General features: G+C 63.3%; 17 protein-coding genes. 16 read left to right on the top strand and 1 reads right to left on the bottom strand.

Annotation, left to right across the window (positions count from 1 at the left end; genetic code table 11):
- Positions 1-178 precede the first annotated feature (178 nt).
- The 10 genes from ABB29_RS11995 to ABB29_RS11955 all read left to right on the top strand — a co-directional run bounded on the left by ABB29_RS11995 (position 179) and on the right by ABB29_RS11955 (position 10,231).
- On the top strand, positions 179-1,081 hold the full coding sequence (locus ABB29_RS11995; protein WP_057659278.1) for a hypothetical protein: 903 nt from the start codon (positions 179-181) through the stop codon (positions 1,079-1,081).
- A gap of 21 nt (positions 1,082-1,102) precedes the next feature.
- Positions 1,103-2,299 carry a P22 phage major capsid protein family protein gene (locus ABB29_RS11990; RefSeq protein ID WP_057659276.1) on the top strand — a complete coding sequence of 399 codons (1,197 nt, stop codon included), beginning with the start codon at positions 1,103-1,105 and terminating at the stop codon, positions 2,297-2,299.
- 63 nt (positions 2,300-2,362) lie between these two features.
- Positions 2,363-2,533 carry a hypothetical protein gene (locus ABB29_RS16385; protein ID WP_157062616.1) on the top strand — a complete coding sequence of 57 codons (171 nt, stop codon included), beginning with the start codon at positions 2,363-2,365 and terminating at the stop codon, positions 2,531-2,533.
- Complete coding sequence (locus ABB29_RS11985) at positions 2,534-2,947, top strand: packaged DNA stabilization gp4 family protein (RefSeq protein WP_057659273.1); 414 nt, start codon at positions 2,534-2,536, stop codon at positions 2,945-2,947.
- Positions 2,947-5,364, top strand: a complete 2,418-nt coding sequence (locus tag ABB29_RS11980) for a packaged DNA stabilization protein (protein WP_170185871.1) — start codon at positions 2,947-2,949, stop codon at positions 5,362-5,364. The genes ABB29_RS11985 and ABB29_RS11980 overlap by 1 nt, the downstream gene beginning before the upstream one ends.
- On the top strand, positions 5,357-5,578 hold the full coding sequence (locus ABB29_RS11975; RefSeq protein WP_057659270.1) for a hypothetical protein: 222 nt from the start codon (positions 5,357-5,359) through the stop codon (positions 5,576-5,578). The genes ABB29_RS11980 and ABB29_RS11975 overlap by 8 nt, the downstream gene beginning before the upstream one ends.
- Entirely contained in the window at positions 5,575-6,132 is a 558-nt protein-coding gene (locus ABB29_RS11970) for a GNAT family N-acetyltransferase (RefSeq protein ID WP_057659268.1), read from the top strand. Before ABB29_RS11975 ends, ABB29_RS11970 begins: the two co-directional genes overlap by 4 nt.
- A 2-nt stretch (positions 6,133-6,134) precedes the next feature.
- A complete protein-coding gene (locus ABB29_RS11965) occupies positions 6,135-7,052 on the top strand; it encodes a hypothetical protein (RefSeq protein ID WP_057659266.1) in 918 nt (305 codons plus the stop codon).
- Between the two features lie 9 nt (positions 7,053-7,061).
- Positions 7,062-8,474: a hypothetical protein gene (locus ABB29_RS11960; RefSeq protein WP_057659264.1), complete on the top strand. Its 1,413-nt coding sequence runs from the start codon at positions 7,062-7,064 to the stop codon at positions 8,472-8,474.
- Positions 8,475-8,692: 218 nt separating this feature from the next.
- Entirely contained in the window at positions 8,693-10,231 is a 1,539-nt protein-coding gene (locus tag ABB29_RS11955; RefSeq protein WP_157062614.1) for a hypothetical protein, read from the top strand.
- Here ABB29_RS11955 and ABB29_RS16380 read toward each other — a convergent pair.
- A complete protein-coding gene (locus tag ABB29_RS16380; protein ID WP_157062613.1) occupies positions 10,179-10,394 on the bottom strand; it encodes a hypothetical protein in 216 nt (71 codons plus the stop codon). The genes ABB29_RS11955 and ABB29_RS16380 overlap by 53 nt on opposite strands.
- Before the next feature lie 57 nt (positions 10,395-10,451).
- On the opposite strand from ABB29_RS16380, the gene ABB29_RS11950 reads away from it, so the two are divergent.
- From ABB29_RS11950 to infC, 6 genes are all read left to right on the top strand, one after another.
- Complete coding sequence (locus tag ABB29_RS11950; RefSeq protein ID WP_057659260.1) at positions 10,452-11,276, top strand: hypothetical protein; 825 nt, start codon at positions 10,452-10,454, stop codon at positions 11,274-11,276.
- Positions 11,276-13,144 (top strand): tail fiber domain-containing protein, encoded by a 1,869-nt coding sequence (locus tag ABB29_RS11945; protein ID WP_057659258.1) that lies wholly within the window; start codon positions 11,276-11,278, stop codon positions 13,142-13,144. The genes ABB29_RS11950 and ABB29_RS11945 overlap by 1 nt, the downstream gene beginning before the upstream one ends.
- A gap of 1,039 nt (positions 13,145-14,183) precedes the next feature.
- The gene (locus ABB29_RS11935; RefSeq protein WP_057659255.1) at positions 14,184-14,978 is read left to right on the top strand and encodes a DUF2092 domain-containing protein; all 795 of its coding nucleotides are present in this window, start codon (positions 14,184-14,186) and stop codon (positions 14,976-14,978) included.
- Positions 14,975-15,493 carry a hypothetical protein gene (locus ABB29_RS11930; protein ID WP_057659253.1) on the top strand — a complete coding sequence of 173 codons (519 nt, stop codon included), beginning with the start codon at positions 14,975-14,977 and terminating at the stop codon, positions 15,491-15,493. Before ABB29_RS11935 ends, ABB29_RS11930 begins: the two co-directional genes overlap by 4 nt.
- 306 nt (positions 15,494-15,799) lie before the next feature.
- Positions 15,800-17,701 carry a threonine--tRNA ligase gene (thrS, locus tag ABB29_RS11925; RefSeq protein ID WP_057659251.1) on the top strand — a complete coding sequence of 634 codons (1,902 nt, stop codon included), beginning with the start codon at positions 15,800-15,802 and terminating at the stop codon, positions 17,699-17,701.
- 50 nt (positions 17,702-17,751) lie between these two features.
- A complete protein-coding gene (gene infC / locus ABB29_RS11920) occupies positions 17,752-18,279 on the top strand; it encodes a translation initiation factor IF-3 (protein ID WP_083487841.1) in 528 nt (175 codons plus the stop codon).
- Positions 18,280-18,532: the final 253 nt, after the last annotated feature.

Here is an 18,532-nt window from a genome sequence, read left to right as displayed (position 1 = left end):
TCCATGACCAAAGGCGACAGGAGCTGGACCAGCAGTGCGCGCAGGGAGGAGCGGCAGCGCTCTACCACGGACACCTGAGCGACGCAGCTGCACGCGCCGCGGCAGCGCAAGAACGGAAAGACCACGGGAAGTAACCCGACCGCATCGGCCCGGCCTGGCCGAAACCCGAGAGGACGTAATGAGCACTGAAACCGACACCGAACAGGTGAGCGGCGGCGAAGCCGTTGCCGAAGAACAGACCGCACCCAAGCCAGCCCCGCGCAGCGATGCCGAGGCCGCCCAGCAGGAACCGCCGGCCACAGATGGCGAAGGAGGCGACGAAGCGGCCAAGGCCAAGGAAGAGGCCGACAAGAAAGCTGCCGACGAGCAGGCGCGCTCCGATCGCAAGAAGAACCGCACCAGGGAATACATCGACCGTCTGAACCGCGAAAACGCAGAGCTGCGGCGACAGGTTTCCGAATCCAGCCAGCCGCGGCCGGCCACCACCACACCCCAGCGCAGCACCCCGCCGGCAGATGGCGAGCCGACGCTGGATCAGTTCGATTTCGACATCCCAGCCTTCAGCCGCGCGCACGCCCAGTGGGTCGTGAAGCAGGAGCTGAGTGCGCGGGAAGAGCAGCAAAAACAGACCCAAGCCACCCAGCGGCAGCAGGAACTCCAATCCTCGTACAACACCCGTGTCGAGGATTTCGCCGAGCAGACCCCGGATTTCTACGAGGTCGTCGGTTCGATTGACCCGCGCTACCTGCCGCCGCAACTGCAAGAAGCAATCATCGCCCACGAAAACGGGCCGCAGATTGCCTACCACCTCGGAACCAACGACGACGACCTGTGGGCGGTCGCCTCCATTCGGCCTGAACTCATGGCCGATGCCGTCGCCCGTCTCGCGTCGCGCCTGACTGCCGCGCCTCCTCAAGTGCAGAGCCCGCCCCCGGCACCGGTGGCAACTCCCAAACCCATCACCCGGGCACCCGCCCCCGCACCGACCGTCTCTGGTCGCGCTCCGACGGAAACCCCGCCGGAGAAGTTGACCGACGACGAGTGGTTCAAGCGCGAACGAGAGCGCCAGCGGAAGCGGTAAGGCCACACAGAGGAAACGAAAATGCCACAGGCACTCACTCACCAGATGATCGCCCGCGAGGCGGCCAAGATGCTGGTCGAAGAAAACGTCGTCGTCAAAAACATCAACACCAACCGCAGCATCGAGTTCGGCCAGGAAGTCCAGGGCTACAAGAAGGGCGAGACGGTCCGCATCAAGGTGCCGCCGACCCCGGTCGTGTTCGACGGCTCGACCTTTGCCGGCGGCTCGTCCGCGCCCGCACTGAACGAAACCGAAGTCCCGCTGACCCTGGACACCCAGAAGCATGTCCCGCTGACCTTCACCGCCAAGGAAAAGAAGCTGGACCTCACCGATTTCCGGGAACGCTTCCTGCGTCCGGCGATGAGCGCGCTGTCGTCCGAGGTCAACGCCGACCTGCTGACCCGCATGAAGAACCAGACGGCCAATACCGTTGGCACCTGGGGCACCGTGCCGGCCACCCGTACCCCGTACCGCGAAGCATCGGCGATGCTCAACCGGTTCCTGGCCCCGTCGGATCAGCGCAGCGTGCACTTCTCCAGCGATGCCAACATCGCACTGGCCGAAGCCAACGCCACCCTGTTCCATACCAACAGCGAAATCCGCAAGGAGTTCGACGAGAACGCGGTGGGCCAGTTCGCCGGCTTCACGTTCTATGAGCAGCAGTCGCTTCCATTGCAGGTCAACGGCGGCGGCGCGGGCTACTTGGTCAATGGGGCGGGCCAGACGGGTTCGGTACTGGCGGTCAATACCGGCACCGGTGTACTGCCCAAGGGCACCGTCTTCACCATTGCCGGCGTCAATGCCGTCAATCCGGTGACCGGCGTCAACAACGGCAAGCCGCGCTACTTCGTGGTCACGGCTGACTACGTGGGCGGCGCGGGCAACGTGTCCATCTACCCGGCCATCATCCCGACCACCTCGACCGTCGTGGGCACCGTCTCGGCAGGCCCGGCTGCGGGCGCGGCCATCACCGTGTTTGGCGATGCCAGCGACTCGGCAGTCCAGGGCCTGGCGTTCCACAAGAACGCGTTCGCCGCGGCGTTTGCTCCGCTGCCGGTGCTGGCGTCGTGCGAAGGCTACACCGCGACCATCAACGGCATCAGCGTGCGCGTGATGACCTTCGGTGACGGCTTGGCCGACCAGGAACACACCCGCGTCGATGTGCTGTACGGCGAAGCGGCTGTGCGTCCGGACCACGCGACGCGCATCACCGAGTAACCCCGCCCGCAACACCCACCCAGGCAACGGCGGCCCCTTCGGGGGCCGTCTTTGGAGATTCCGATGAACGATTACCCCCGCATGCTCTATCTGGGCGGCGACACCGCGGCCGCTTACAAAATCGTGGCCGATGCCGATGCCGAGAAAGAGGCCGGCAAGGACGGTTTCGTGCGTGCCGGCGAAGGCAACAAGCTGACTACGAAGAAGCCCGCGCCGACCAAGAAGGGCGCTTAAATGACCGCCGTCGCCGACATCGTGCGCGACGCCCTGCAGATTCTCGGTGTCGTTGATCCCAACGAGGCGCCTGAAGCCGAGGACGAAGCCACCGCCATTCGCGCACTGAACCTGATGTGCCGCGCCTGGGAGGTTCAGGGCATGACGCTGGGCTGGCAGGATGTCAGCGGCCCGGGCGAAGAGCTGCCCGCACCCCCCGAGGCCGAAGAGGCCATCGCCTACAACCTGGCCCTGCGCCTGCGCCCGCGCTACGGCACCGAGCTGTCTGCCGACATCGTGCAGCAGGCCAATGACGGCCTGGCCACCCTGAGCGCACAGATTACCGCCAACACGTTTGCCCGCACCGAATTCCCCGACTTGCCGGCAGGTGTCGGATCTCGCTTTGGCTCATGGCGGGATGGATTCTTCCAATGATGAAGTACACCCCTGTCGACCTGATTGGCGGCTTCTACACCGACGACAGCCTGCCGTGGTCCTCGCAGGACACGGTGAATTACCTGCCGGTAATGTCCGAGGTGCCCGGCACTCGGACAGTGAACCGGCTTCGCACGCCGCCCGGGCTGAAGCCCTATCAAATCATCGGCGATGGCCCGATTCGCGGCTCAATCAACGTCGAAGGCAAGCTGTTCGTCGTCTCCGGCAACCAGCTCTACCAGGTCAGCAACACCGGTGTCGGCATCCCCCGCGGCGCCATTCCTGGCGTTGGCCGGGTGTCGATGGCCTACAACCAGCGTGGCCTGGGCAATGAGCTTCTCATTGCCAATGGCTCAGCCGGCTACGTCTACAACACCAGCTCGACGGTACTGGCCAAAATCACCGATGAGGCCTACCCGGGCGCTGGCTCGGTGGCCTACATCGATTCCTATCTGGCGCAGGTCGAGCCGTTCGGCCGGTTCTGGTTCCATTCGAACCTGGCCAACGCCTTCGATTACAACTCGCTGGATCGCTACGAGTCCGAGGCATCCCCCGACAAGATTGTCGGCCTCATCGTCAGCCAGTTCGAAGTGGTCGTGTTCAACCAGACCACCACGGAGTTCTTCGCCAACACCGGCGCTGCCACTGGGACATTCCAGTCCAAGCGCATCGTCGTCGAGCGCGGCTGCGCTGGCCGGTTCACAATTGCCATGCTGGACAATGCGCCGATGTGGCTGGGCAACGATGGCGTCGTGTACCGCATGGACGGCTACCGCGCTGTTCCGGTGTCGACCCGGGCCATCGAACGCGCCATCGCCGAGGAAAGCTGGGCCGATGCCTTCGCGATGGTGTGGGAGGACGAAGGCCACAAGGTCTACTACTTGACCTTCCCAAGCGGCAAGACCTGGGGCTATGACGTGGCCCAGGGCATCTGGCATCGGCGATCCACCTACACCGGCCCGACCGAGCTTGCCGGCCGCTGGCGCATCAACACGCTGACCTACTGGAACGGTCAGTGGATTGCCGGCGACGCCTACTCCGGGAAGCTCTTTGTTCTGGATTGGGACTGGCATTTCGAAGAAGTCGAACCGTTGGTCTCCGAGCGTGTCACGGGTGTATTTCACGCAAATCAGAACGCCATCGTGGCGCCTTACATGGAGCTGGTTTTCGACACTGGTGGATTGGCCAGTGATGAAGCGGATGGAGTATTTCCTGTACAGCCAGAGCCGCCCTCCATAGTTGGCCACGCACCGGGCGGGGCCGCTGGCGACGCATATTTGTACAGCTACACCACAACGCCCGGGACTTACCCAATCCTGAAAACGATTCTTGTTGAGGGGTCTAGCGACCTTTCGCTGTTTGGACTTGAATGGGATGAAGTTACCGCCACTATTAGCGGAACGCCAATAGAGCCAGGCCAGATCACATTGGTTCTCCGCGTTTTGGATACTGCTGGGTTGCGAGACGAGTTGAACGACACGTTTAACGTCTCCCTCATTTCGTATGCACTAGGCGGAATTGGAGGCTCGGATTATCGAGTCATCCGGGTAATTGATTCGGACGACTGGAATAGGCCGCTACTGAATCCAGAACTGGCTGCGTCTGGGATAATTGCAGCAGATGCAGGAAGAGTGATTGCTTACAACGCAACGACTGCCAGATATTCGGACAATTCAGGCGCGGACTGGCTTACCTCTACTGGGGCGCTTGGCGGCTCAGGGGGCGCCAGAGGCGCAGCAAGGAAGGCTGGCAGTGACGTTGTTCTGATTGGCCGGGGAAGCTCCAATGGAGCAAACAGGAGTACTGACAACGGGTCAACCTTCTCGCTTAAATCAGAAATCGTCCGGGTTCAATACCTGACCTATGTTGGCGAGAGGCTAATTACGGCAGGAACAACGGCATCCAGTGGGTTCAGTTACTCCGATGATGAAATGGCTACGGATTTGGTCGCTGGCGGCGCTCACGGGGTATATCTCACCAGCGGCGGCGCTATCGCATCAAGTGGAAATCGAGCAATTCTTGTTGGCTCAAGAATCTCAGGCCAAGATATTTATTGCGCCGTTACGGTTGATGGCGTGGCCGTATCGAACTCAATCGTCAAGGTTGGGGCATCTCTGCGCGGGTCCGCCGTCGCTGCCGGGTTCCCTGGCGGCAATGAAGTATGGGTAGTGGGCGGCGCTACTGGCGAAGTACTGGTCTCCACCAACAATGGCGGGTCATGGACTCAGACATTTACGGCTGACGGCGAGGTAACGGCAATGGAATGGACCGGCGCAAGTTATACGCTTTGCTCATATCAGAGCGCGGGGCCGACTGTCGGGGGTCATGTCTACGTATCTGACGACGGTATCGACTGGACCGAAATAACATCATCACTGACCGGGCGAGTGTACGGATTGACGGTGTCAAATGAGTGACCGCAAAGTCCAAATCTCCTACTCAGATGACGGCGGCCGCAACTGGTCGAACTGGCGCGAACGTTCGCTCGGCGAGCTGGGCGAATACGGCAAGCGCGTTCGATTCTGGCGCTTGGGCCGCTTCCGCAATCGCATCTACCGCATCCGCGTGTCCAGCCCCATCAAGCGGGATTTGTTGGGTGGGGTGGTGAATATACAGGTAACTCCAGGATGAGGGTTGCTGAAGGCCCGGAATTCCTGCAAGGCGTTATCGACCATCCGAAAGTGAAGCCGTGGATCTCGCAAGATGGCCAGGATGGGCCACTGCCGCTGTCGGCCATCTTTGATGACGGCATCGGAATTGAGTTCGCCACTGGCGGATTCTTCTTCCACCGCCTCGGCGACGGAGTGTACGAGGTCCACACGCTGTTCTTGCCTGGAACACGCGATGCGCTGGCTTGCGCCAAGGCCGCGGCGCATTACCTGTTCTGTGGCACCGACTGCACGCGAATCGTGACCAAGGTGCCCGAGGACAACATTCCGGCCTGGCGGTTGACCGAGAAGGTCGGGTTCCGGAAGGACCGCATCAGGCCGGCGGCTTTCATTCGACGTGGTGTGGCGCACGACATCAGGCACTACTCGCTGAATCTTGACGACTGGATGCACATGCAGGAAAGCCCGCAATGGGTGCGCGGTCAATGCGCTCTTCTGGGCCAGAAAGACAAAGGGGTTCGTGCGGCTTACCGCTGGGCGGTGATGCACGACGACTATTCCATATTGGAGAACTGAACATGCCAGCAGCAGGCGCCATCATCGGTGCAGCCGGTTCACTTATCGGCGGCAAAATGCAATCAGACGCGGCAGACAGCGCGGCCAACGCCAGCGCCGCGGGCGGCCAGAACGCCATCAACGCACAGTTGGCGATGTACAACCAGTCTCGTGCCGACACGCTTCCGTACCAACAGACTGGCGTTGGCGCTCTGAACATGCTGGCCGGCATGTATGGCCTGCCAACGTATCAAGGCGAAACGACCGGCGCGAGCGGCATCACGATGAGCGGGGGCGAACCCACGGCCAAGAAGAAGCGCAGCTTCTTCGACAAGATTACCGATCCCGCCAACCTTGCTGGTCAATTCGGCGGCACCAGCTATGACGCCCTCGGGTTGTTCAGCAAGGGCGATCAGGGCGGCACTACGCCAGTGACGTACTCGATTGCGGGCGGCTCCCCTGGTGGAGTGGGCGGCGCGAGTACGCCCGGCACTGGTGTGGCCGATTTCAGCCAGTTCTACCAGACGCCCGACTACCTGGTAGCCCGAGACGAAGGGATCCAAGCGCTTGACCGTGGCGCTGCCGCTCGTGGCGGCCTCTACTCCGGCGGCGCGGATGCGGACCGGATGCGCTTTGCATCCAACTTGGGGTCGCAGGCGTTCGGGAACTTCCAGAACAACCTGTTCCGGCTTGCCGGCATCGGCGGTCAGGCAAATAGCCAGTTGAACAGCCTCGGCCAGAACACGGCCGGACAGGTTGGAAACCAGCTTGTCGGCATTGGCAACGCCCGCGCCTCAGCGTATGGCGACAAGGCCAACGCATGGGGAAATGCATTGAATGGCGTCGGCACGGCTGCCGGCCAGTACTTCGGAAACAACGGATGGGGCGGACAAGGCAGCATCGGCCCGGTCGTCCGCGAACAAATCCCCTACAGCTACTGAGGAACCGACATGGCAAACAACTTCGCCGAAGCGATGCAGGAGGGTTATGCCTTCGGCACCCGCCAGCGCCAGGAGCGCGAACAGGCAGCCCGTAATGCAGAATTGCAGGGCCTTGCCCCGCTGGCCATCGGCGGTGACGTAAACGCCAGCAACCGCGCCTTCGCGCTGGATCCCAAGGCGGCCAGCGCATACCAGGGGCAGGGCGACCGCCTGCGCGGCCAGCTTCGCGGACTCGCCAAGTCGCTCAAGCAGTCCAGCAACAATCCGCAGCTGCAGGCCGCTCTCTACCGCAGCGCGCTCCCGTTGCTGAAGGCGCAATCATGGGGTGGCGATGTGCCGGACGAGTTCGACGCTGCTCAGGTCATGCCCGTGGCCGAGCAGATTCTGGCCATGACTGATGGGGTGAAGACTGCGAATGGCGTCCCGGCAGGATTCCAGCAATTCCAGTTGACGGCCGAAGCTGCTGGCCTCAAACCCGGAACGCCCGAGTATCAGCAGGCCGCACGAATCGCGCTGGGGCAGGAGGGTAGGGCAGCGACCGGCGGATTCTCGTTCGAGATGATTCGTGGCGCCGATGGGCGGGAGCGGCCGGCACGGCGCGACCCCCGCACCGGCATGGTCGAGGTGTTCAGCGATTCCGCAGGATGGACTCCGTTGGGCGGAGCCGGAAACCTTGGCGGGGGCCGCCCGTCATCGCTTGGGAATCCAACCTTCACCGGCCCTGATGGCATGCCGATCGCGATTGATCCCTTGCTGCCTGCGGAATTGCAGGCACAGATTCGCGATAATCCGGCGGCGTTCAATGCAGCGCCGAGCGGGTCATCGGTTGACTTCGGCGCGGCGGCGACCGGCCTTGCAACCGGTCGCTCCCCCGAAGAGCAGGCGGCACTGACCACGGCAGCGCAAGAGGCGGCGAAGCTGAAGTACCTGCCGCAGGTTCAGGCAATTCAGGCGAATGCAGCGATCGCGCAAACCGCGGGGCAGGAGCAGGCTAAGTCGGAGGCCGAGCGTAACGCCGCGGCACGCACGAAAGCGCCACAACTCCTGAATGTAGAGCGCGGCTTGAATCGCATCGACATGGCGCTGCAGAAGCTGGATCAGGGCGTGATTGGCGACACCGGCCCGATCGACCAGTATTACAAGCGCTTCACCCCGGAAGGGCAGGAGTTGGACGCCGCCATCGGGTCCATCCAGAACGACATGCTGGCCCTGACCCGTGTGCCCGGCGTTGGCTCTCAGTCCGACCTGGAGCAGAAAATCGCCAACCTCAAATACCCAAGTCTGGCCAATGACCCCGCGGTCAATCTGCGAAACCTGCAGCAACTGCGAGCCTTCATCAAGGATCTGTCGGAGTCGCTCGGCCGCAGCCAGCCGGCGGCGGGCGCCGCACCCGGCGGCTGGTCAATCCAGAGGGTCGAATAATGGCGAAGTACCGAATCACCGGGCCGGACGGCAACAGCTACGAGGTCACCGCGCCAGATGACGCCACGCAGGAGCAGGTGCTGGCCTACGCGCAGCAGAATTACCAGGCCCCGGCCGACCTGCCCGCGCCGCAACAGCCGCAGCAGCGCCCCGTAGAGGCGCCCGCGCCGAGCAACCCGACCGATGGCATGTCCGGTGTCGACAAGTTCCTGGCCGGCATGGGCAAGGCGTTCGCCGACACCGGTCGCGGCATCAAGCAAGCCGGCACCGACGCGGCGCGCTATGCGGTGGAATCGAACCCGGTCATCTTCGGCGAGAACGGCGGCAGCGCGGGCGAGTACCTGCGCAATTCGCTGGCTGACCAGCAGGCCACCATCGATGAGGACCGCCGGCTGTCGCAGCCCTTGATGGGCACCGGGGCGGGCGTGGCCGGCAACGTTGGCGGCTACCTGTCGACAATGCTGCTGCCGGCGGCGGGACTTCGCAGCTTGCCTGCAGCGCGTGCGGCGTTCCTGCCGACCACTCTGCTGGGCAATGCCGCCCAGGGCGCCGTAATGGGCGGCCTGCAGCCGGTGGCCACGGGTGAGAATCGGCTGACCAACGTTGGCTTGGGTGCTGGCGCTGGTGCCGCGGGCGAGCGTCTTGGCAAAGGCCTGGGCGCCCTGGCATCGCGGGCCGGCACCTCCATCAGCCCGGAAGCCCGATCGGTCTACGAGGCCGCTCGCGCCAGGGGCATCGACCTCACGCCGGCGCAGCTGTCGGACTCGACCTTCATCAAGCGCATGCAGTCGATGCTGCGGAATATGCCGTTTACCGGTGCGCAGGGGCGATACGCTGACCAGGTGGCCTCCTTCAACAAGCAGCTGGCCTCGACCATTGGCGAGGATGCCGCCCGGGTTGACTCGAATGTCTACAGTATGGCCAAGGCGCGTCAGTCTCGGCTGTTCGATGATCTGACCGGTCGCAACGACCTGAAGGTCGACGAGCAACTCGTGCGGAGCCTGCAGAACATCGCTGATTCCTCCAGCATCAGCCAGCAGGTGTCAGCCGATGTCAACAGCGCCATCGACAGGCTGTACGCGCAGGCGGTCACCGGCCCCAATGGCGTGACCATACCGGGCAGGGCATACCAGGCGTTCGACTCGGAGCTGGGCCAAATCATCAAGAGTGGCGGCCCAACCTCGCATTTCCTCGGCAACGTACAGACCGCGGTGCGCCGTGCGATGGACAAGTCAATCAGCCCGGAAGATGCCGCCGCCTGGGCGCAGCTGCGGAAGGAGTATGGCAACCGCAAGACGCTGGCGCCGCTGGTGGCAAAAGCATCGGACGGCGACATCAGCCCGCCGTCGCTGATGGGCGCGGTCTCCAACAGCAAGGGGGCAAAGGAGGCAATGGCCTCTGGCACCCGCGGCGAACTGGGCGAACTGGCGAAGATTGGCCAGCGCATGAAGGCACCACCGTCATCGGGAACCGCCGAGAACATGCTGGCAGGTGGCGTGTTCAATCCGGTCAACTGGCCAGGCTATGCGGCCGGCGCAGCCGTGGCAGCCCCAGTGTCGCGTGCGCTGGACAGCACGGCGCTGGCGAAGCTGTTGATGCGGAAGAACCCCGGCATCAGCGCCAAGGCTGCAGCCAAGATTGCCAACCGCATGGCGCTGCCCGGCGCGGCTTCCTACGGGAACGACCGCCCGCTGGAAATCGACATCACCGGCGGTCAGTCGGTTCCAGCTGCTGAGTTCGACCGGCTTTATCCCTGAACCAGGGTTCGGCCGGCGTCTCATACCAGGCGGTGAACAGCAGCCGCTTGAGCCAGCAGTCGGGCATGTAGCGCCAAATCAGGCGCGTGAGCAGGTACGGGCCTGACAGGAACACCAGGCACCCCAGCGGCCACATCAGCTGCGAAATCAGAAATCCCTTCATTCGCGAAATCTACCACACACAGCCCCGGCCATCCGGGGCTTTTTCTTTGGAGCCATCATGCCCGCCTATCGGTTCTACAACCCCGCGCCCGTATTCCCCGACCTGCTCGGCATTGAGCCGGTATCCGGCGGCTCGCTGACCTTCTACGACCTTGGCACCACGGATCTGCGCACGACGTGGTCAGACGATGGGCTGGCCATCCCGAATAGCAACCCGGTGGTCCTGGACAGCGCTGGCCGCGCCAACACCAATATCTTCCTCAATGGCAATTACACCGTGGTGCTGAAGGATGCATTGGGCGCGACCATCTGGACGCGTGATGTCATCCCCGGCGGCGACACCGCGCTGACCATTCCGGCACTGTCCGGAGAGACGGGCAAGTTTCTGACCAATGACGGCGTGAACCTGCTGTGGGAGGACGTGCGCCAGATGCCGGATGCCACCGGCTCAACCGGCCAGGTGCCGGTGACCGACGGCGCCGGCTACGTGCTGACCGACTTGCCCGAGCCCGAGCCGCCCGTGGATCCCGACATCGTGGTCGATGGCACGGCCAAGACGTTCCTGGCCGGCGTGACCGATGACGAAACCAAATATTTCGTGCAGTGCGGCTCCGGCTCGGCGCCGGCCAGTGGCTCGGAGAATACGCAGGTGTCGGTGACCTTCCCGGTGCCGTTCGACGCCTTGTGGCACATCAACATCACGCAGACCCACAACGGCGTGACGGCGCTTGGCACCGTCCCGAGCCTGACGCTCACGGCATCGTCTCCAACCGGCTTTACCGTCCGATTCTCGACCGACGAGAACAGCGACTTCTCCGGCTGGAACATCACCAGCCCGGTGCCGTTTACCTACGAGGCCAAAGGCACTCGCGAGGTCGCCTGATGGTCAACCCCATTCTGCCGCGGGTCCAATCCTCAATCGCTGATGGCCGCGGCGCGACCACGAAGGAGTGGTACGACTTCTTTCGCGAGCTGCTCTCTTTCGTGCGCCGGGCCCAGGGCGATAGCGCCGAGCTGGCCGAGATTGAGGCCCGGCTGACCGCGCTGGAAGAGAGCCAGATACCGCCATTCACCATCGTCGGCCCCAACAGCGTGCGCGTATTCGGCACGCCGGCTGACGGGATGGTATCCATCATCCTCGACAACGACGTTGCGTTGCCGCCCCCGGGCTATTACTACGGCACCAACGGCAATGGAGAGCGCGGCTGGAACCTGCAGACCGGCAGCGGAATCGGCACCTTCGCCACCTATCAGTGGGCGCCGGGCGTGGCCGCGCCGACATGGGGCCAATTCTCGGCGAACGCGGAAACCGCGCCGGCACTGGCAACCGAGTTCATCTTCAACCGCGTTGACCGCACTGGCCAAGACCATCGCGGCATCCTGAAGCTGCTCACCGAGAATTCGATTCTCTACGGGCAGTCGCAGGTTGACGATGACGCATGGGGCAGGTTCCTTGTCACCGGCACATCAACCCCGGTCGGCGATGATGCATCATCCATTCCGGTCGCCCTGCTTGATGCAGGGCCGAACCCGCTGACCGACTGGACCGATGTCAATATCCTGCTGCTGACAGCCATTGACCCGTCCACCATCGACCACAATGAGCTGGGCAACCTGCAAGGCGGCGAGCCGGGAAATTATGTCCACCTGAAGGCGGCAGAGGCGGCGTTGGTTCCCACGGCTCTCCAGCCGGGCGACAACGTGTCGGATCTATCCAATGACGCCGACTACATCAGCGATGCGCCCAGCGACGGCACTACCTATGGCCGGAAGGATGGTGCGTGGTCGGCGGTGATGGCTGGCACCGGCACCGTCACCAGTGTCAATCTCGGCGCATCCACTGGCCTGACGCCAAGCGGTGGCCCGGTCACCGGCAGCGGCACGTTGACCTATACCCTGTCTGCCAACCTGCAAAGCTGGTCAGGCATCGCGCCATCCAGCAAGGCGGATGATTCCGCTGTCGTCCACTTGGCTGGCGCCGAGACAATGACCGGCAACAAGACGTTCGGCGCTGGCACGATGACTACGTGGGTTGAGCCAAACACAGCTCCAGCCGGGTCAAGCCTCATCGCCACCTCTCCGGGTGGAACCCCTGGGTTTGTCGGATTTTCTGGCGGAACGAGCCGCGTCGATTTCCAGTTCGGCACCAACCTACTTCGGATGGGAGCATCGGCCAACTCCTCAACCCCGCTTCGCTATTTCGACATTGAGCCGTCTTCCTGCGCGTCCAGCACAGACAACCAAATGTCATGTGGCAAGCCGGGCCAGCGATGGTCTGTTGTTTATGCGGCTACCGGAGCAATCAACACCTCCGACGAGCGCGAGAAAGCCCCACTCCGGGACATGACTCAGAAGGAGATTGATTGTGCTGTAGAGCTATCGCGCCTGCCATGCGTCTACAAGTTCCTGTCAGCCGTGGCCGAGAAGGGTGATGCAGCGCGCCTGCACGTCAGTCCCGGCGTCCAGTCGGTGATTGCCGTCATGGAATCACACGGCCTTGACCCGTTCGCCTACGGGTTTGTCTGCTATGACGAGTGGGAAGAGCTTCCTGAGAAGTGGCATGAATGGTCGGAAGAGCGAGACGAAGATGGAAGCGTTACGAGAGAAGCGGGCCGTGAGCTTGTGCAGGAGTACAGGCCGGCAGGCGACCGGTACAGCCTGCGCCCGTCCGAACTGGCATGGTTCGTATTGCGCGGGCAATCGGCGCGCCAGGATGCGCTAGAGGCGAGGCTGGCAGCGCTTGGTGGCTGATCCAATCTCACCCCCTGCACCAGCCGGCGCTACCATGCCGGCATGCCGCTCCCGGCACCGTGCCAGTGGATTGATTCAGATGAGGGCCACAGCTACCTGCGGTGGCATTACGGCACCGTGGGCGTGGCCTACGCGGACGGGCGGCACTGGGTCCAAGGCTGGGGCGTTCGGCACGAGGGTAGGGCGGCCAGCCACGCCCAGGGCAAGCGCTTCGTCGAGCGGTGGATCGCGGCCCGCGGCGGCCTGCCGGGATTCGGGCGTAGGAATGCCCCGACACGATAGAGCGGCGCCGGCTGATTGGCAGCCGTGAAGGAATCCATGACAGTTGTTCTGCCAGCGCGGGCTGCGTCTTCACTTCCCCGGTCGCCGCAAGCCGCTCAACCGCGCTCCCGACTGAGCATCGGGCATGGACTAACACGCAACTGACACGCACAGCTGATTCCAGCCTTGTTTTTCAGTTGTCCGTTGATGGTCGGCGAATCGCTATGTTGTTGTATTCCTTACAGTCACCCTAGCTTGACATGGTAGGGGTCACAGGTTCGAACCCTGTACCGCCCACCAGATTATCGATGTCCCGCGGCATGTCAGGCTGGTACCCGGGTCATCAGGCAACAGATTGAAAACCGTCGGCAATGGCCGGCGGTTTTTTTTTGCGCGGATGCCGGCGCCGGCCCTGCCTGCTTCGCGCGGCAAGCCCGGTATTTGATCTGATCCATCGTTCTGGTGCATAACAGTGACTCGCCGGGTAGACCCGGAGGCTGGTTGGTCTCGGCGAAGGGCAGGAACAGGACGCGTCTGTCGTCCAGGTTCCTGGGTTCTGCATGACCCACCTGTTGATGTAAGGACGCGCACTTGGACCCTTCAATCGCCAATCCCGGATCGCCGCGGGTCCTGCCGCCAACTGCCCGCGCCTGCCTGCCCACGCCCTCGGCCTCGCTTGTTTTCCTGTTCGTCCGCCGTCCATTGGTCGGCGCTTGCGGCCGGGCGTCTGCCTGGCCGTCCTCTTGATGGGCGCATGCCCGACACTCTGGAGCACGCTATGAAACAGAAGTTGTTGACTCCGCTATCGGTGGCTTTGCTGGCGGCGTTGTTCTGCGCCGGGCCACGACCGGCGTCCGCGCAGGCCGCTGCCGATGGTTCCGACGGCAGTATGGTGCCCGCGGTCGATCCGACCGTGGTCGCGCGGCTGGACGACATGGGTAAATACCTTCGTTCGCTGAAAAGCTTCACGGTCAAGGCCGATACCTGGGACGAGATGGTCACCGAGGATCTGCAGAAGCTGCAGTTCGGCGGCAGTATCGAATATCGCGCGCAGCGCCCCGGTGGGTTGTATGCGCATATCAAGACCGACCGCAAGGACCGGGAGCTGTTCTACGACGGCAAGACCATCACCCTCTACGCGCCGCGGATGAAGTATTACGCCTCGTTGCCGGCGCCGCCGGATCTGTCGGGGATGGTCGCGGTGGCGCAGGAGCACGAATGGGATCTGCCATTGGCGGATCTGTTCCTGTGGGGGACCGACATCGCCAGACGCACCCCGATGAGCTCGGCCATCTACGTCGGGCCGGCGAAGATGGGTGATGCGGTGCTGGACCAGTACGCAGTGCGACAAGGTGACGTCGACTGGCAGGTCTGGCTGTCACGCGGCGATGCGCCGTTGCCACGGAAACTGGTGATGACCGCCAACAACGATCCTGCCAGGCCCGCCTATACCGCGGTCCTGCACTGGGATACGCAAGCCAAAGTGGCGGCATCGGATTTCACCTTCAGCCCGCCTGAAGGAGCCGAGGAAATCGAGGTCGTCACCGTTGCCGAAGTGGAGGTGGCCGAATGAAAACCCTGCATGCCCTGACTGTGTCGACCGTGCTGGCGGCCATGGCCGCGTTGAGCTGTCCGCAGACTTTCATCGCCGATGCCGAGGCCGGTCCGCGTGCCCGCGGTGGCGCACCGCACAGTGTCAACCGCGCCGCCGCGCCCAATCGCGGCAACGTCAGCCGCAACAGCGGCGGCAACCGCAATGTCAGCAACAACCGCAACGTCAACAGCAATCGCAACATCAACACCAACCACAACGTCAACGTCAATTCCAACCGTCATGTCGATGTCGACGTGGACGTTGATCATGGCTGGGACAACGACTGGAACGATCACTACCACCCCATCGCCACCACCGCCGCGGTGGTGACCACGGCCGCGGTGATCGGTTCCATCGTCAACTCGGTGCCGTCTTCGGGCTGCCAGACGGTGATGGTCAACAACATCGCCTACCAGCAGTGCGGTTCGACCTGGTACCAGCCGCAATATGCAGGCAGCAACGTCCAGTACGTAGTGGTCAATTCGCCGTATTGAACCCGCCCGCGTCCGCGGCCGCCGCATTGGCGGCTCGCGGACCGCGCCGGTCGCCGCCCGCCAGCAAAGCGGGGGCAGCGGGCCGGGACGGTAGTGCACTGCCGGCAATTGGCCTAAAATAAGCCGTGCCCGCTGGCTGCGCCGGCCGGGCTTTGTTTCCACGGCGAACAACAAGGTGACGGTGCGAAAGCCCCGTCGAGCGTGTGACATGAGCACTACCGGCTGCCCCTGCTGATTCTTCCAGTCGCTTCGTCCCAATCGAGAGCGCCTGGCGCTCTTTTTTTTGCTTTCTACGGTATTGATTCCATGGTCACGATTACCCTTCCCGACGGCAGCCGCCGCGAATTCGAATCCCCCGTCTCGGTCATGCAGGTGGCGCAATCCATTGGCGCCGGCCTGGCCAAGGCCACCATTGCCGGCGCCGTCGACGGCCGACTGGTCGATGCCAGCGACGTCATCGACCACGACGCCAGCCTGCGCATCATCACCGCCAAGGACGAGGAGGGCGTGGAAATCATCCGCCACTCGTGCGCGCACCTGGTCGGGCACGCGGTCAAGCAGCTGTACCCGGAAGTGAAGATGGTGATTGGCCCGGTGATTGCCGAGGGCTTCTACTACGACATCTTCAGCGAACGCCCGTTCACTCCCGAGGACCTTGAGGCCATCCAGGCGCGGATGCAGGAGCTGATCGCCCAGGATTACGACGTGGTCAAGAAGATGACCCCGCGCGCCGAGGCCATCGAGGTGTTCAGGTCACGTGGCGAAGACTACAAGCTGCGCCTGATCGACGACATGCCCGCCGAAACCCAGATGGGCCTGTACTACCACCAGGAATACGTCGACATGTGCCGTGGTCCGCACGTGCCGAACACACGGTTCCTGAAAGCCTTCAAGTTGACCCGCATTTCCGGTGCCTACTGGCGCGGCGACGCCAAGAACGAGCAGTTGCAGCGCATCTACGGCACCGCCTGGGCCGACAAGAAGCAGCTGGACGCCTACATCCAGCGCATCGAGGAAGCCGAAAAGCGCGACCATCGCCGCATCGGCAAGCAGCAGGACCTGTTCCACCTGCAGGAAGAAGCCCCCGGCCTGGTTTTCTGGCACCCGAAGGGCTGGGCGCTGTGGCAGGTGGTCGAGCAGTACATGCGCAAGGTCTACCAGGACAGTGGCTACGGCGAGGTCCGTTGCCCGCAGATCCTGGACGTGTCGCTGTGGCAGAAGTCCGGCCATTGGGACAATTACCAGGAGAACATGTTCTTCACCGAGTCGGAAAAGCGCACCTACGCGGTCAAGCCGATGAACTGTCCCGGCCACGTCCAGGTCTTCAACCAGGGCCTGCACAGCTACCGTGACCTGCCGATCCGCTATGGCGAGTTCGGCAGCTGCCACCGCAACGAGCCGTCCGGCGCGCTGCACGGCATCCTGCGGGTACGGGGGTTCACCCAGGACGATGGCCATGTGTTCTGCACCGAGGAGCAGATCGAGGCCGAAGTCACCGCCTTCCACCAGCAGGCGCTGGCGGTATATACCGCGTTCGGCTTCGAGGACATCCAGATCAAGATCGCACTGCGCCCGGAAAAGCGCCTCGGCGAGGACGCTATCTGGGACAAGGCCGAGGACGCGCTGCGCGCTGCGCTGACCACCTGCGGGGTGGAATGGCAGGAACTGCCGGGCGAGGGCGCCTTCTACGGCCCCAAGATCGAGTACCACCTGAAGGACGCCATCGGCCGCACCTGGCAGCTGGGCACCATGCAGGTCGACTTCATGATGCCGGGCCGGCTCGGTGCCGAATACGTGGATGAACACAGCCAACGCCGGCACCCGGTGATGCTGCACCGGGCCATTGTCGGCTCGATGGAGCGTTTCATCGGCATCCTCATCGAGCACCATGCTGGTGCGTTCCCGGCCTGGCTGGCGCCACGCCAGGCGGTGATCATGAACATTACCGACGCCCAGGCCGATTATGTCGAGGAGGTCCGCAAAACCCTTGCCAAACAAGGCTTCCGGGTCGGCTCCGATTTGCGGAACGAGAAGATCGGCTATAAGATCCGCGAGCACACGCTGCAGCGAGTGCCGTACCTGCTGGTGGTCGGAGACCGCGAGAAGGAAAATGGCGCCATTGCCGTGCGCACCCGTTCCGGCGAAGACCTGGGCTCGATGTCCGTGGCCGCTTTCGCCGAACGCCTGCGCAGCGAACAGGTTGCGTAGGCAGGTTCCGCCCGCTACCGGGCGGCATGATTCTCTTTGGAGACTGAAACATCAGCACCCCTGACAACAAGCAAAACCGCAAGAACAACGAAATCCGCGTACCCCGCGTGCGCGTGATTGGTGCCGACGGCGAGATGGTCGGCGTTCTTTCGCGTGACGAAGCCTTGGCCCTGGCCGAGGAGTCGGGCATGGATCTGGTCGAGATCCAGCCGCAGGCCGACCCACCGGTCTGCCGGGTCATGGACTTCGGCAAATACAAGTTCGAGCTGCAGAAAAAGGCCAACGCGGCCAAAAAGAAGCAGAAGCAGGTCGAGATCAAGGAACTCAAGTTCCGCCCGGTCACCGATGAAGGCGACTACCAGATCAAGATGCGCAACATCCGCCGCTTCCTCGAAGAGGGCGACAAGGTCAAGGTCAACATCCGCTTCCGTGGCCGCGAAATGAGCCACCAGGAACTGGGTCGCGAGATGGCCGCGCGCATCGAGGCCGAGCTGGGCGACGAGATCGTCATCGAATCGCGTCCGCGCCTGGAAGGCCGGCAGATGGTCATGATGATCGCGCCGAAGAAGAAGACCTGAACCACCGCCGCGGCTTTCATCGCGGCAGGCCGGCAGACAAGGCGGGGCAACCCGCCTTTGTCACGTCTGGTTCCCACCCCCACCGTAGAGCGCAGCTTGCTGCGCTGCTTTCCTGCGTTGCTCTGGCTGCGCGCCAGCGCCGCAACACCGGCATGCTTCAGCGCGATGGCTTCCCTGGCGCAGCAAGCTGCGCTCTACGCGGCTGATTTGCAAGGGAAAGCCGGGGCAGGCATAATGTGCGGCCCGGGTTGAC

It is taken from the genome of Pseudoxanthomonas dokdonensis, from assembly GCF_001431405.1.
Lineage (GTDB): Bacteria > Pseudomonadota > Gammaproteobacteria > Xanthomonadales > Xanthomonadaceae > Pseudoxanthomonas_A > Pseudoxanthomonas_A dokdonensis.
The sequence above is the reverse complement of the archived record's forward strand: the minus strand, read 5'-3'. Positions and strand labels throughout refer to the sequence as shown.

Bases quoted from the DNA above. Each gene is read 5' to 3' on its own strand.
- ABB29_RS11995 (WP_057659278.1), top strand. From the start codon at position 179: ATGAGCACTGAAACCGACACCGAACAGGTGAGCGGCGGCGAAGCCGTT.
- ABB29_RS11990 (WP_057659276.1), top strand. From the start codon at position 1,103: ATGCCACAGGCACTCACTCACCAGATGATCGCCCGCGAGGCGGCCAAG.
- ABB29_RS16385 (WP_157062616.1), top strand. From the start codon at position 2,363: ATGAACGATTACCCCCGCATGCTCTATCTGGGCGGCGACACCGCGGCC.
- ABB29_RS11985 (WP_057659273.1), top strand. From the start codon at position 2,534: ATGACCGCCGTCGCCGACATCGTGCGCGACGCCCTGCAGATTCTCGGT.
- ABB29_RS11980 (WP_170185871.1), top strand. From the start codon at position 2,947: ATGAAGTACACCCCTGTCGACCTGATTGGCGGCTTCTACACCGACGAC.
- ABB29_RS11975 (WP_057659270.1), top strand. From the start codon at position 5,357: ATGAGTGACCGCAAAGTCCAAATCTCCTACTCAGATGACGGCGGCCGC.
- ABB29_RS11970 (WP_057659268.1), top strand. From the start codon at position 5,575: ATGAGGGTTGCTGAAGGCCCGGAATTCCTGCAAGGCGTTATCGACCAT.
- ABB29_RS11965 (WP_057659266.1), top strand. From the start codon at position 6,135: ATGCCAGCAGCAGGCGCCATCATCGGTGCAGCCGGTTCACTTATCGGC.
- ABB29_RS11960 (WP_057659264.1), top strand. From the start codon at position 7,062: ATGGCAAACAACTTCGCCGAAGCGATGCAGGAGGGTTATGCCTTCGGC.
- ABB29_RS11955 (WP_157062614.1), top strand. From the start codon at position 8,693: ATGGGCAAGGCGTTCGCCGACACCGGTCGCGGCATCAAGCAAGCCGGC.
- ABB29_RS16380 (WP_157062613.1), bottom strand. From the start codon at position 10,394: ATGAAGGGATTTCTGATTTCGCAGCTGATGTGGCCGCTGGGGTGCCTG.
- ABB29_RS11950 (WP_057659260.1), top strand. From the start codon at position 10,452: ATGCCCGCCTATCGGTTCTACAACCCCGCGCCCGTATTCCCCGACCTG.
- ABB29_RS11945 (WP_057659258.1), top strand. From the start codon at position 11,276: ATGGTCAACCCCATTCTGCCGCGGGTCCAATCCTCAATCGCTGATGGC.
- ABB29_RS11935 (WP_057659255.1), top strand. From the start codon at position 14,184: ATGAAACAGAAGTTGTTGACTCCGCTATCGGTGGCTTTGCTGGCGGCG.
- ABB29_RS11930 (WP_057659253.1), top strand. From the start codon at position 14,975: ATGAAAACCCTGCATGCCCTGACTGTGTCGACCGTGCTGGCGGCCATG.
- thrS (WP_057659251.1), top strand. From the start codon at position 15,800: ATGGTCACGATTACCCTTCCCGACGGCAGCCGCCGCGAATTCGAATCC.